The organism is Pseudomaricurvus sp., from assembly GCF_965662505.1.
Classification (GTDB): Bacteria; Pseudomonadota; Gammaproteobacteria; order Pseudomonadales; family Cellvibrionaceae; genus Pseudomaricurvus.
The window spans coordinates 37,720-48,875 of record NZ_CBFIHX010000010.1; the positions used below are offsets into that span (position 1 = coordinate 37,720).

12 protein-coding genes are annotated in these 11,156 nt (G+C 51.9%); all 12 read left to right on the top strand.

The genetic code is table 11. The features are described 5' to 3' along the window. The first annotated feature begins 3 nt into the window (after window positions 1-3). On the top strand, window positions 4-1,170 hold the full coding sequence (locus ACTG33_RS02535) for an IscS subfamily cysteine desulfurase (protein ID WP_439133608.1): 1,167 nt from the start codon (window positions 4-6) through the stop codon (window positions 1,168-1,170). A 134-nt stretch (window positions 1,171-1,304) separates the two neighbouring features. Beyond that, the gene (sufB, locus tag ACTG33_RS02540; RefSeq protein ID WP_439133609.1) at window positions 1,305-2,741 is read left to right on the top strand and encodes a Fe-S cluster assembly protein SufB; all 1,437 of its coding nucleotides are present in this window, start codon (window positions 1,305-1,307) and stop codon (window positions 2,739-2,741) included. Between the two features lie 64 nt (window positions 2,742-2,805). After that, window positions 2,806-3,576 carry a Fe-S cluster assembly ATPase SufC gene (gene sufC / locus ACTG33_RS02545; RefSeq protein WP_439133610.1) on the top strand — a complete coding sequence of 257 codons (771 nt, stop codon included), beginning with the start codon at window positions 2,806-2,808 and terminating at the stop codon, window positions 3,574-3,576. Between the two features lie 3 nt (window positions 3,577-3,579). Next, window positions 3,580-4,839 (top strand): Fe-S cluster assembly protein SufD, encoded by a 1,260-nt coding sequence (gene sufD, locus ACTG33_RS02550; protein ID WP_439133611.1) that lies wholly within the window; start codon window positions 3,580-3,582, stop codon window positions 4,837-4,839. Window positions 4,840-4,850: 11 nt separating this feature from the next. Then, window positions 4,851-6,068, top strand: coding sequence for an aminotransferase class V-fold PLP-dependent enzyme (locus ACTG33_RS02555; protein WP_439133612.1), 1,218 nt, complete (start codon window positions 4,851-4,853; stop codon window positions 6,066-6,068). 125 nt (window positions 6,069-6,193) lie between these two features. After that, on the top strand, window positions 6,194-6,562 hold the full coding sequence (locus tag ACTG33_RS02560; RefSeq protein ID WP_439133613.1) for a HesB/IscA family protein: 369 nt from the start codon (window positions 6,194-6,196) through the stop codon (window positions 6,560-6,562). Between the two features lies 1 nt (window position 6,563). After that, on the top strand, window positions 6,564-7,097 hold the full coding sequence (gene sufT / locus ACTG33_RS02565; protein ID WP_439133614.1) for a putative Fe-S cluster assembly protein SufT: 534 nt from the start codon (window positions 6,564-6,566) through the stop codon (window positions 7,095-7,097). Between the two features lie 69 nt (window positions 7,098-7,166). Next, complete coding sequence (locus ACTG33_RS02570) at window positions 7,167-7,589, top strand: SufE family protein (RefSeq protein WP_439133615.1); 423 nt, start codon at window positions 7,167-7,169, stop codon at window positions 7,587-7,589. 266 nt (window positions 7,590-7,855) lie between these two features. After that, window positions 7,856-8,281 carry a nucleoside-diphosphate kinase gene (gene ndk / locus ACTG33_RS02575; RefSeq protein ID WP_439133617.1) on the top strand — a complete coding sequence of 142 codons (426 nt, stop codon included), beginning with the start codon at window positions 7,856-7,858 and terminating at the stop codon, window positions 8,279-8,281. 44 nt (window positions 8,282-8,325) lie between these two features. Then, on the top strand, window positions 8,326-9,516 hold the full coding sequence (gene rlmN, locus ACTG33_RS02580) for a 23S rRNA (adenine(2503)-C(2))-methyltransferase RlmN (RefSeq protein WP_439133618.1): 1,191 nt from the start codon (window positions 8,326-8,328) through the stop codon (window positions 9,514-9,516). A gap of 103 nt (window positions 9,517-9,619) precedes the next feature. Beyond that, complete coding sequence (gene pilW / locus ACTG33_RS02585; protein WP_439133619.1) at window positions 9,620-10,408, top strand: type IV pilus biogenesis/stability protein PilW; 789 nt, start codon at window positions 9,620-9,622, stop codon at window positions 10,406-10,408. 28 nt (window positions 10,409-10,436) lie between these two features. Continuing rightward, window positions 10,437-11,156: helix-turn-helix domain-containing protein (locus ACTG33_RS02590; protein WP_439133620.1), on the top strand; the 720-nt coding region annotated here is incomplete at its 3' end.

An 11,156-nucleotide genomic window follows, 5' to 3' on the forward strand; every position in this document is an offset into this window, starting at 1 on the left:
CTCATGAAAGCCCCGATTTACCTGGATTACGCTGCCACAACGCCGGTTGATCCTGCTGTCGCAGAGGCCATGGGTGCATGTCTGACTATGGATGGCACTTTTGCTAATCCGGCATCACGTTCCCATGTCTACGGCTGGCAGGCGGAAGAGAAGGTCGAAATCGCCCGCAGTCAGGTGGCTGATTTATTGAGTTGCGATCCCCGAGAAATCGTTTGGACCAGCGGCGCAACCGAGTCCAACAATCTGGCCTTGAAAGGCGTGTTTGAAAAAGTGGACTTCCGCGGACACTTAATTACCTCTCTCTCAGAGCATAAAGCGGTGGTTGATCCGGCTCGCTGGCTGGAAGAGCGAGGAGTGGCCGTGACCTGGTTAACTCCCGACAGTTCTGGTGTGATTGATGCAGAACAAGTGAGGGCGGCGTTGCGGCCCGATACTCGCCTGGTCAGCTTGATGCAGGTGAATAACGAAACGGGTGCCGTTACAGCCATTGCTGATATTGGTGAAATCTGCCGGCTAGCCAGTGAAGGACAGGAGCACGATGTCCTGTTGCACGTGGATGCGGCGCAATCGGCTGGCAAATTGCCCGTCGATGTCAGCCAGCTGAAAGTGGATTTTCTCAGTTTGTCTGCCCACAAGTTCTACGGCCCCAAGGGCGTCGGCGCTCTGTATGTTCGCCGCAAAGTGCAGCCGCAGCTGGCGCCGGTTACCCACGGCGGCGGGCACGAGCGGGGCATGCGCTCCGGCACTTTGCCGACTCACCAGTTAGTTGGAATGGGTGAAGCGGCAAGAATGGCGCGCGAGCAGCTGCCTGACGATATGTCTCGCCTCGCAGAGTTGCGCGATCGCCTGTGGGATGGAATTGCAGATTTGCCGGGCGTCCGCCGGAATGGTTCGGTAGAGCAGGTCAGTCCGGTACACCTTAATGTGTGTTTTGCCGGAGTCGATGGCGAGGCGTTGCAGTTGTCCTTGCGTGAGTTGGCAGTATCTTCCGGCTCCGCCTGCACATCAGCCAGTATCGAGCCATCGTATGTATTAAAAGCCATGGGGCTGAGTGACAGTGATGCACACAGTTCCATTCGTTTTTCGCTGGGAAGGTTTACCACCGAGCAAGAGGTGGAGAGAGCCATTGCCCATATCCGTGAGGTGATTACTCAACTGCACGGCAGTTGACGATTGCAGCGGTAGCAACATTTGAATTCAGCCAGCGGGCAGGAACCGTCCGGATGGCCAAAAATTTAAAACGCCGTTTAAAGAGCGTTGCCTGTGACACATGGATGTCATAACCGTGAATAGCGAGTTAAAGCATGACTGAGCAAATTGAAAAAGCGCTACAGCGTGAGTATGAGGCCGGTTTTATTTCGGATATCGAATCCGATACGTTTGAGCCGGGTCTGAACGAAGACATTATTCGCCGTATCTCCGCGATGAAAGAAGAGCCGGAGTGGATGCTGGAGTGGCGATTGAAAGCCTACCGTAGCTGGCTGGAAATGGACGAGCCAGAGTGGGCTCACGTTCATTATCCGAAAATCGATTTTCAGTCGATATCCTATTACTCCGCGCCGAAAAGCATGAAGGATAAGCCTCAGTCTCTGGACGAAGTGGATCCTGAGTTGCTGAAAACCTATGAAAAGCTCGGTATTCCGCTGCACGAGCAGATGATGCTGGCGGGCGTGGCCGTGGATGCGGTATTTGATTCGGTTTCTGTTGTTACGACTTTCCGTGACAAGCTGGAAGAAGCGGGCGTGATTTTTTGTCCTATCAGCGAAGCGGTGCACAAGTACCCTGAGCTGCTGAAAAAGTATTTAGGCAGTGTTGTACCGCAGCGTGACAACTACTACGCGGCGTTGAATTGTGCGGTATTCACCGACGGTTCTTTCGTGTACATCCCCAAGGGCACGAAATGCCCGATGGAATTGTCCACTTATTTCCGCATCAACGAACAGAACACCGGTCAGTTTGAGCGGACATTGATTGTTGCTGACGAAGGCAGTCAGGTCAGTTATCTGGAAGGTTGTACGGCACCACAGCGCGATGAAAACCAATTGCACGCTGCAGTGGTTGAACTGGTGGCGCTGGATGACGCTGAGATTAAATATTCAACCGTCCAGAACTGGTATCCCGGTGATGAAAACGGCAAGGGCGGCATCTATAACTTTGTGACCAAGCGCGGTATCTGCCACACCAACGCCAAAATCTCCTGGACTCAGGTAGAGACCGGTTCGGCAGTGACCTGGAAATACCCAAGCTGCATCCTGAAAGGGGATAACAGCATAGGTGAATTCTATTCGGTGGCTCTGACCCGTGGTGCGCAGCAAGCGGATACTGGGACCAAGATGATCCACCTGGGCAAAAATACCCGTTCTACGATCATCTCCAAAGGGATTTCCGCCGGTAAGAGCAACAACAGTTACCGCGGTCTGGTGCGTATGAATCCAGGAGCCGAGGGAGCCCGTAACTTTACCCAGTGCGATTCTTTGCTGATTGGTGACAAGTGCGGTGCACACACTTTCCCGTATGTGGAAAGCCGCAACCCTACGGCGATCGTCGAGCACGAAGCGACCACATCTAAGGTCTCTGACGACCAAATGTTTTTGTGTCAGCAGCGCGGTATTGATCCCGAGAAAGCCGTATCAATGATTGTGAATGGTTTCTGTAAAGAAGTTTTCAAAGAGTTACCTATGGAATTTGCCGTGGAAGCGGGCAAGTTGCTGGAGATCAGTCTGGAAGGCTCGGTGGGCTAAACCTGCCGTCATCCTGTTTGCGAACAAAAGACTGATTTACACGGTTAATGAGGAATTAAAGATTATGTTGTCCATTAAAAACCTGCACGCCAGTGTTGAAGAAAAAAACATTCTGAAAGGACTGGAGCTGGAGATTAAACCCGGCGAAGTTCACGCCATCATGGGACCCAATGGTGCCGGTAAAAGTACGCTCGGTTATGTGCTGACTGGTCGTGAAGGCTACAGCGTAGAGCAGGGTGGTGCCGAGCTGGACGGCGTCGATCTGTTGGATCTTGATGCGGAAGAGCGCGCCCGCGCCGGTTTGTTCCTGGCGTTTCAGTATCCGGTGGAAATTCCCGGCGTCAGCAATCTGGAATTCCTGAAGGCGTCTGTGGATGCAGTTCGTGAAGCTCGTGGCGAAGAAGCGCTGAGCTCTAAAGACTTCCTGAAAATGGCTCGTGAAGCCAGTAAGCAGGTCAATTTACCTGCGGATTTCCTGAAGCGTGGTGTGAACGAAGGATTCTCGGGCGGCGAGAAAAAGCGCAACGAAATCCTTCAGATGCTGTTGCTGAAGCCGAAACTGTGCATCCTGGATGAGTCCGACTCCGGTCTGGATATTGATGCGTTGCAAGTTGTGGCTGAAGGCGTAAACAGTCAGCGCTCACCGGATCGTAGCTTTATTGTGGTAACTCATTATCAGCGTCTGCTGGACTTCATCAAACCGGATTATGTTCACGTGCTGTCCGAGGGAAAAATCGTGAAAAGCGGCGACTACTCGCTGGCGCATGAGTTGGAGCGCGAAGGTTATGCCTGGTTGAAAGACCAGCCCACAGCCGATGAAGTGGCAGAGGGGTAAACCATGAGTAATTGGTTAGAAGGAGCCGTCACACGCGCCGAATTGGTGAGTGATTGGCTAGCGCCGCAGCGACAGACATCGTTGGCATTGTTGCGTGAAGCACAGTGGCCAACCCGCAAAACGGAAGCCTGGAAGTATCTGCCGATCAATGTTTGGGATCGCACAGAATTACTGGCTGAAGCGGATGCTGCTTCAGATGCTGCGGTAGAGACTATAGAAGGCCTGAACAGTCTGGATCTGGTGTTTGTGAATGGCAAGCTGGAGTCCTCGTTGAGTGGAGATTTGCCCGCTGGTCTGACTGTTGTGTCCTTGGCGGATGCGTCGGCCGACGCACAGGCTTGGGCGCGTGAGACCTTCACAGCCGTGAAGCCCGAGCGTCACCTGTTTGGTTTGGTGAATGACGTGCTGGCAACTCAGGGTGTACTGATTGATGTTGCTGACGATGCCGTCATTGAACAGCCTGTCCGAATTGTCAACGTACTGACACAGGGCCATGAGTCACACACCCGTGTGCTGGTTCGTCTGGGCAAAAACGCCAAAGCCTCAGTGGTAGAGCAGTTTGTGGGTAATCAACGCAGCAAGAATACCGGATTTGCGGAATACAAAATCGGAGAGAGTGCTTACCTGGAGCATTATCGCTTTGCGTTGCAAACCGGAGAGTCACTGAGTATTGGTGGCAGCCACTTTGAGCTGGCAACTCGCGCGGAGCTGAACAGCAGTCTGGTGGGATTTGGCAGCACCTTGCAGCGTATCGACGTGGACGTAACCCACGCCGGTGAACACGCGTTTGCCAAGTTGAATGCGATCTATCTCTTGGATGGTAAAGAGCTGTTTGATTTGCACAGTACCATTGAGCATGCAGTGCCAAACGGCACCACCGAAGAAAATGTACGCGGTATTGTGGCGGATAATTCCCGGGCGGTGTTTAATGGTCGAATTCATATCCACCGTGACGCTCAAAAAACGCTGGCCGAGCTGAACAATCGCAACCTGTTGATGTCAGATCGTGCAGAGATTGATACCAAGCCTGAGTTGGAAATTTACGCGGACGATGTTCGTTGTGCTCACGGTGCTACTGTTGCGCAGATTGATAAAAAGGCGCTGTATTACATGCAGACCCGAGGGGTCAGCCGTTCTCAGGCGCAGATCATGCTGAACTTTGGTTTTATCAATGAGTTGGTGGATCAGATGCCTAATGAGGCGTTGGCAGAATGGTTGCGCCCACAATTGCGCGATCGATTTGCCAATATGGAAGTGAAGTGATGGGAGGTCAAATGACGTTTGACGTAGCAGAGTTACGCAAGCAGTTCCCCATCTTGTCGCGAGAGGTTGATGGCAAACCTCTGGTGTATCTCGATAATGCGGCGACCACGCAAAAGCCGCAGTGCGTGATTGATTCGATCGTGGATTACTACACCACTTGCAATTCCAATGTGCACCGTGGTGCTCACCGTCTGGCTGACGAAGCCACTCAGCGCTACGAGGGCGCCCGCGATATCGTTGCTCAGTTTATTAATGCTCAGGCGCGCGAAGAGGTGATCTGGACCAGTGGTACCACCGAGGCGATTAATATCGTGTCCAACGGTATCGGTCAGATCCTTAAAGCGGGCGATGAAGTCGTCGTCACTGAAATGGAGCACCACGCCAATATCGTCACTTGGCAGCAAGCCTGTAAGCGATCAGGAGCCACGTTAAAAGTGGCACCGGTTAATGATCTGGGTGAGCTGGATGTGGCCGCGTTTGAAGCACTGCTGACGTCCAATACCAAGATGGTGGCGTTCCCGCAGGTGTCCAACTCACTGGGTACGATTAACCCGGTTAAAGAATTAACGGCCAAAGCCAAAGCCGTTGGTGCCTGGGTGTTGATCGATGGTGCGCAGGGCGTTGCTCATGGTCCAGTCGATGTACAGGATCTGGGTTGTGACTTTTATGCGTTTTCCGGCCATAAATTGTTTGGTCCTACCGGTATCGGCGTTTTGTGGGGCAAGGCTTCACTGTTGGCGGAGTGGCCTGTATGGCAGACCGGTGGCGAAATGATTTCGGAAGTGACTTATCAGGACGCTCAGTGGAATGTCTTGCCGTATCGCCTGGAGGCGGGCACTCCCCATATCGCGGGTGTGATCGGTCTGGGGGAGGCAATCCGCTGGTTTTCCCAGCTGGATATGGACGCTCTCAAAGCACACGAGAAAGCCTTGATGGATAGTGCCACTGCTCAGGCAGAAGCGTTTGAAGGCCTGACGATTATAGGCCAGGCTCGTGAAAAAACCGGTGTCTTGAGCTTTCTGATGGACGGCGGTCACCCGGCGGATATCGGCTTCCTGCTGGATCGACAGGGCATCGCCATTCGTACCGGGCATCACTGTGCAGAGCCGCTTATGACTCGTCTGGGTGTGCCGGGCACTGCGCGAGCTTCGTTCTCCATATACAACACTCTCGAAGAAGTGGATGCGCTGTTCGAGGCATTAAAAAAGGTCAGAATGATGCTGGCCTGATCCGGTTCGCCGGAAGCATGTAAAGTAAGAAAAGTAAGAAAGGAAATCCCACCATAGGGTGGGTGTCGTTGATGATAAATGTGGCCATAAGTGTCGGCTATGAACGCTGACCAAGAGGTTGAAAAATGACAGACATGAAAACACCAGAGATCTTTGATCCCAACGCGCCAGCGGTCACCATGACTGACGCTGCGATACGTCATTTTGAAAAGAAACTGGGAACTCAGGAAGGCAAAATTATCCGTTTGAGTACGGAAACCAGTGGCTGTACGGGCTATGCCTACGTGCTGGATTTTGCGGATGGGCCCGAAGAGGGGGATGAAGTCTTGGCCCCCAGTGACAAGATAACCCTGTCCGTGGCACCTGATGCCGTGAATATTCTGCGCGGCACCCAAATTGATTTGGTGGTCGAAGGCATTAATCAGGTCGTGAAGTTTAATAACCCCAACGTTGTGGCTGAATGTGGCTGTGGCGAAAGCTTTAGTGTGAGCTGATATGCAGCAAAGTATGGTGGTGACCCGTCGGGATTGCCCTGCGAGGCGTGTTCCGACTGGCGAGCCGGCGGTCCTGAAAGAGGGCCAGTTCCTCACAATCAATCAAAGTCTGGGCGGTAATTTTACGGTTACCTGGCAGGGCAACATGTTCCGCATTGATGGAACCGATGCTGACGCCATTGGTCAGGAAGTAGAATTGCCTGATTTCAGCGACGATGGCAGTGGCAAGATCAATGAAGATCAACTGTGGGCTGCGCTGGATTCAATTTACGACCCCGAAATCCCCATCAGTCTGGTGGAGCTGGGCCTGATTTACGGAGTCGATGTGGATCAGGACAGCGGCAAGGTTGATGTCCGTATGACCCTGACTGCACCTGGGTGCGGCATGGGGCCTGTACTGGTGGGCGACGTCGAATATCGCGTAGGCAAGGTGCCTAATGTCAAAGACGTGTCTGTCGAGCTGGTCTTTGATCCCCCCTGGTCCAGGGACATGATGACCGAAGAGGCTCAGCTGGAAGCCGGTTTGTTTTTCTAGCACCTATTAGTATCCATTTAGCGCCTGAAAGTTGAAATATTGATTGAAAACAGAGGTTTAGCAGAGAATATGGCATTGCCAACCACCGACGAAATCCTGGATGACCTGTCGTTTTTTGACGACTGGGAAGAGCGTTACAAGTACATCATTGACCTGGGAAAAGACCTGCCAGAGATGGAAGAGTCGCTGAGAACCCCGGAGCGCTTGGTGAAAGGCTGCCAGAGTAATGTCTGGATTGAGGTTGATCGTGAAGAGGATCGCCTGCAGTTTGTGGTGGATAGCGACGCGGTGATTGTACGCGGCTTGCTGGCTGTCGTTATGGCGGCTTACAACGACAAAACCCCCTCTGAAATCACCGGATTTGATGTTGATGATTATTTTCAGACGCTGGATCTGGAACGTCATCTGAGTCCGACTCGCGGCAATGGCCTGAAGTCTATTGTGGCGCGGATTCAAACTATTGCCCAAGCCTCTCAGGCTTCTGCGGGCTGAAAATCCGCACTTAAGTCTGGGCTTCGCCGCTCCTGTATGGCGGCTGGTTCCTTTCTGTCGGGCAGGGTGGCCTGCACTGTCCCGAAACCCCCATTTTTGTTGGGGATTTCGTATTAAATTCATGGATTTACGCGTATAATTCGCGCGTTTTGTGATTCGGGAAGTGCATTCTGCTGTTTTTGTGGCCGGATATGCCTTCCGAGCTTTAAGTGCCTCCATCCGGAGGTGATTTTATTTACTCTATTTCGACTGTTTCGGAGACCCAAATGGCCGTTGAACGTACCCTGTCCATCATCAAACCTGACGCTGTTGCCAAAAACGCAATCGGTGAAATCGCAGCTCGCTTCGAAAAAGCCGGCCTGAACATTGTGGCGATGAAAATGCTGCAACTGGACGATGAAAAAGCAGGCGGTTTTTACGCTGAGCACAAAGAGCGTCCTTTCTTCGCTGATCTGGTTGGTTTTATGACCTCCGGCCCTGTTGTTGTACAGGTTCTGGAAGGCGAAAACGCCATTGCTGCTAACCGTGATCTGATGGGTGCTACCAACCCGAAAGAAGCGGCTGCTGGCACTATCCGTGCTGACTTCGCAGAGACCATCGATGCTAACGCTGTTCACGGTTCTGACTCTCCTGAGTCTGCTGCTCGTGAAATCGCATACTTCTTCGCCGAAGGCGAAATTTGCCCACGTTAATTCGTTGGTAATACCCATTTGGTGAATGATTCAGGTAATCAACCATGACAGATTCTGTTACTGCGACAGCCAAGACTGAAGTCAGCACGGACGCGAACAAGACGGAAGAGAAAGTAAATCTGCTGGGCCTTTCGCAGGCCAAGCTGGAAGCCTTCTTTGAGTCTATTGGCGAGAAAAAATTTCGTGCGACTCAAGTGCTGAAGTGGATTCACCAAATGGGCGTTGATGATTTCGACAATATGACGAACATCAGCAAAGCCCTCCGCGAAAAGCTCAAGCGTATTGCGGAGGTGCGTCCACCGGAAGTGATTCAGCAACTGGATTCTGCCGATGGCACGCGTAAATTCCTGATCAAAGTGACGGGCGGCAGTGCCGTAGAAACCGTTCTGATTCCCGATGGGGAACGAGGCACCTTGTGTGTGTCTTCTCAGGTGGGCTGCTCTCTGGATTGCAGCTTCTGTTCGACCGGCAAGCAGGGCTTTAACCGCGATCTGACCGCAGCCGAGATTATCGGTCAAGTGTGGTTGGCGGCGAAATCCTACGGTCAATTTGGCGAAGATCGCCCGCGTATCATTACCAATGTGGTGATGATGGGGATGGGTGAGCCGCTATTGAATTTTGATAACGTTGTCGATTCCATGAATCTGATGATGCACGACAACTGTTATGGATTGTCCAAGCGACGTGTGACCCTGAGCACTTCGGGTGTGGTGCCCGCACTGGATCGTCTTGGGCAATACACCGATGCGTGTCTGGCAGTTTCTCTGCACGCACCGAACGATGAGCTGCGCAACGAACTTGTGCCCATCAACAAAAAGTACCCAATAGCCATGTTGCTGGACTCCGCCAAGCGCTATATCGACGGTTTGCCAGACAATCGCCGCAAAATGACGATTGAGTACACGCTGATTAATCAGGTGAATGATAGACCGCATCATGCCCATGAGCTGGTGCAGTTGCTGAAAGAGATCCCTGTCAAAATCAATCTGATTCCGTTCAATCCCTTTGATCAATCCGATTACCGTCGGGTGAGTAACAACGCTTTGCGTACCTTTCAGGATATTCTGATCAAGGCGGGCTTTACCACTACTGTGCGCACAACTCGTGGTGATGATATTGATGCGGCCTGCGGACAGCTGGCCGGTGCTGTGAACGATCGAACCAAGCGCAGCGAACGCTATCGCAACCAGCAGGCCCTGGCGGCCGAGGAAGCAGTACGCATTGTCAATCAATGAGGGTTGTTAACTCGTGAAGTTTGCACGGGTTTACCTTGTCGCCTGATATATCATAATAACGATACGATTCACGAGGACAGGTTAGATACCTACAGGCCATTTTATGAAGATGTTGAGTGATACGGGGTTTACCACATTTCTACGCAAGAGCGTGACGGTTGCTCTGATTGTGTTATTGGCTGGTTGTGTCACCACCACAAACTCTACACAACCCAAGCCAGATCTTGATCAGGCAGAGAAGACCCACATCCAGGCAGGGCTGGGTTATCTGCGTCAGGGCGACAAGAAGTCTGCCCGTCGCCATTTTCAAAAAGCGCTAAAGATCAATAAGAGTTCTGAAGGTGCCTATAACGGCCTGGCGTACCTTTATTGGATGGAAGGCAACACAGAGCTGGCTGAAGAGAATTTTGAGAAAGCATTAGCCATCGACCCTGAGTTCTCACAGGCTCGAAACAATTACGGTACTTTTTTGTATAGCCAGCAGCGTTATAAAGCCGCGGAAGAGCAATTTGAAAAAGTCAGTCAGGATTACAGCTACGATAATCGCTATGTGGGATTGCTGAATCTGGGCCGAACTAAGGTACAGCTAGGTAAGCCGGATGAAGCGGTTACGGCTCTGAAACAGGTTGTGGGCATCAACAATCAGGTCGCAGCCCCTTATCTGGAGCTGGCAGATATCTATTTTGAGAAAAAAGATTACACCGTGGCTCGTCATTATCTTGAGCAATACGGCAAGCGTGCCCGGCAGACGCCGCGCAGTTTGTGGTTGGGTATTCGTATCGAACGAATCTTTGGCAATAAAGACAAGGAAGCCAGTTACGCACTGGCGTTGAAAAATCTGCACCCATACTCGCCTGAATACCTGGAATACAAGAAATCGATCAGTGAGTGAGGTGACAGTGAGTGAGGTGACATAATTTATGGCATCAGATTACGACGACATGACTACGGCCGAACAATCTCCCGGCAGTCAGTTAAAGGCTCTGCGGGAAGCAGCAGGGTTCAGCCTGACGTATGTGGCAGAGCAAATGCGTCTGTCAGAGACCTATATCTCCTATCTGGAGCAGGATGACTTTAATAAACTGCCCACCGAGCCTTTTGTCATAGGCTATTATCGCGCTTACGCTCGCATATTGAATGTTGCTCCTGAGGGATTGATTGAGTCTTACCGAGCTGACCGTCAACAACATACAGACAGTGCCGAGTTTGCTTCCGATCATGAGGGGCACGAACGGGATTATTCTTCAAAAGCATACAAACCCTTAAAGCCGGGTGAGCAGGGCGGGAAAACGAAAAAGTCTGATAATCGCCTGTACGCGATTATTTCTCTCTTGCTGGTTGTGACCTGGATTGTGGTATCTCTTTTATCGGAAAATGAAGGGCAACCAGAGGTTTCAGAGGCCGTAGAGAACGCCCAGACTGAGCAGCTACCGCCCCGTGACGCTGATCAGACCTCCGAATCTCCAGCAGTTGTGACGGATGTAGAGCTCTCTCTAGCCGTAGCTGACGATAGCTCAAGCCCCATTGAAAGCGATGACAGTGATCCAGAGAGCCAATCGTCTCAGGTCATTGGGACTGCAGAGACTGAAATCGCGGATTCTAAAACGGCTCAGATAAACAGTGAGGCAGTTGAACGTGTC

Excerpts from the sequence above, each read along its gene's own strand:
- ACTG33_RS02570 (WP_439133615.1), top strand. The coding sequence starts at position 7,167 with ATGGCATTGCCAACCACCGACGAAATCCTGGATGACCTGTCGTTTTTT.
- ndk (WP_439133617.1), top strand. The coding sequence starts at position 7,856 with ATGGCCGTTGAACGTACCCTGTCCATCATCAAACCTGACGCTGTTGCC.
- ACTG33_RS02535 (WP_439133608.1), top strand. The coding sequence starts at position 4 with ATGAAAGCCCCGATTTACCTGGATTACGCTGCCACAACGCCGGTTGAT.
- sufD (WP_439133611.1), top strand. The coding sequence starts at position 3,580 with ATGAGTAATTGGTTAGAAGGAGCCGTCACACGCGCCGAATTGGTGAGT.
- ACTG33_RS02560 (WP_439133613.1), top strand. The coding sequence starts at position 6,194 with ATGACAGACATGAAAACACCAGAGATCTTTGATCCCAACGCGCCAGCG.
- sufT (WP_439133614.1), top strand. The coding sequence starts at position 6,564 with ATGCAGCAAAGTATGGTGGTGACCCGTCGGGATTGCCCTGCGAGGCGT.
- sufB (WP_439133609.1), top strand. The coding sequence starts at position 1,305 with ATGACTGAGCAAATTGAAAAAGCGCTACAGCGTGAGTATGAGGCCGGT.
- sufC (WP_439133610.1), top strand. The coding sequence starts at position 2,806 with ATGTTGTCCATTAAAAACCTGCACGCCAGTGTTGAAGAAAAAAACATT.
- pilW (WP_439133619.1), top strand. The coding sequence starts at position 9,620 with ATGAAGATGTTGAGTGATACGGGGTTTACCACATTTCTACGCAAGAGC.
- ACTG33_RS02555 (WP_439133612.1), top strand. The coding sequence starts at position 4,851 with ATGACGTTTGACGTAGCAGAGTTACGCAAGCAGTTCCCCATCTTGTCG.
- rlmN (WP_439133618.1), top strand. The coding sequence starts at position 8,326 with ATGACAGATTCTGTTACTGCGACAGCCAAGACTGAAGTCAGCACGGAC.